The sequence below is a fragment of the Denitrificimonas halotolerans genome, from assembly GCF_034259425.1.
Classification (GTDB): domain Bacteria; phylum Pseudomonadota; class Gammaproteobacteria; order Pseudomonadales; family Pseudomonadaceae; genus Denitrificimonas; species Denitrificimonas halotolerans.
Genome location: NZ_JAXIVU010000041.1, coordinates 1 through 1,447 on the forward strand (window position 1 = coordinate 1; position 1,447 = coordinate 1,447).

At 44.9% G+C, this 1,447-nt stretch carries 1 protein-coding gene; it reads left to right on the forward strand.

The features are described from left to right. The first annotated feature begins 579 nt into the window (after nucleotides 1-579). On the forward strand, nucleotides 580-744 hold the full coding sequence (locus TOI97_RS13145) for a hypothetical protein (protein WP_321554578.1): 165 nt from the start codon (nucleotides 580-582) through the stop codon (nucleotides 742-744). The last annotated feature ends 703 nt before the right edge of the window (nucleotides 745-1,447 follow it).

Sequence of the window (1,447 nt, forward strand, 5' to 3'; positions counted from 1 at the left end):
AACACCTGATTCTACGTGACTTACAGCAAGGTGTTTATTTTTTGAGCAGTCTTTTTCAGCAAACCCGCGCTCAGTTTATCCACAGCGTAAAAAATCAACCCAATAGGGGGATTGTCTACAGTACTCCGTCACAACAACTGGGCTGACTGATCAGCACGGTAATGGAGCCCTGTTAATATGCAGCACAACTCCAAAGCTAAAAACGGCTCTTATGAGCGTGTAGCATGGCAGTGGATAACTCGTCTTTTATCCACCCTTTGCGTGCATGGTGCTGTGGATAAGCTGTTTAACCTTGTCTATACGCCTTTAAATACAAGGCTTACAGAGGGTTGTATATTAAATGATCAACAGCCTCGGTTGTGCACAACTGAGACACATCGCTTCTATTTTGCTGTGCTCATTCAATGTGGAATACAACCCATGAGAGTCTTATCCACAGCATGGCGAATTCTTAGCAGGGTAATTGCTCCGTGTTGCAGTGCCATTTGAGGCACAAGCACACTTGTATAGTGTGTGTGTTCCTGCTCAGTATGAAATGCCATTTGATGTCTGTGCGGGTGTTATCCACTCTGCAACTGTATGGGCTTGTGGATAAGCTGGGGAGGCTTAGCTGAAGGTCAGTCAAATCAAGGCTTACAGCGTGCTGATCAAAATTTAGTCAAAGCTTTTAAACTGTACACAAAGCCATGGGATGGCCCTGTGGATAAGCTGTTTAGAGTTACTGCAACACCTGATTCTACGTGACTTACAGCAAGGTGTTTATTTTTTGAGCAGTCTTTTTCAGCAAACCCGCGCTCAGTTTATCCACAGCGTAAAAAATCAACCCAATAGGGGGATTGTCTACAGTACTCCGTCACAACAACTGGGCTGACTGATCAGCACGGTAATGGAGCCCTGTTAATATGCAGCACAATTCCAAAGCTAAAAACGGCTCTTATGAGCGTGCAGCATGGCAGTGGATAACTCGTCTTTTATCCACCCTTTGCGTGCATGGTGCTGTGGATAAGCTGTTTAACCTTGTCTATACGCCTTTAAATACAAGGCTTACAGAGGGTTGTATATTAAATGATCAACAGCCTCGGTTGTGCACAACTGAGACACATCGCTTCTATTTTGCTGTGCTCATTCAATGTGGAATACAACCCATGAGAGGCTTATCCACAGCATGGCGAATTCTTAGCAGGGTAATTGCTCCGTGTTGCAGTGCCATTTGAGGCACAAGCACACTTGTATAGTGTGTGTTCCTGCTCAGTATGAAATGCCATTTGATGTCTGTGCGGGTGTTATCCACTCTGCAACTGTATGGGCTTGTGGATAAGCTGGGGAGGCTTAGCTGAAAGGCAGTTAAATCAAGGCTTACAGCGTGCTGATCAAAATTTAGTCAGAGCTTTTAAACTGTACACAAAGCCATGGGATGGCCCTGTGGATAAGCTGTTTAGAGTTACTG

Excerpts from the sequence above, each read along its gene's own strand:
- TOI97_RS13145 (WP_321554578.1), top strand. The coding sequence starts at position 580 with ATGGGCTTGTGGATAAGCTGGGGAGGCTTAGCTGAAGGTCAGTCAAAT.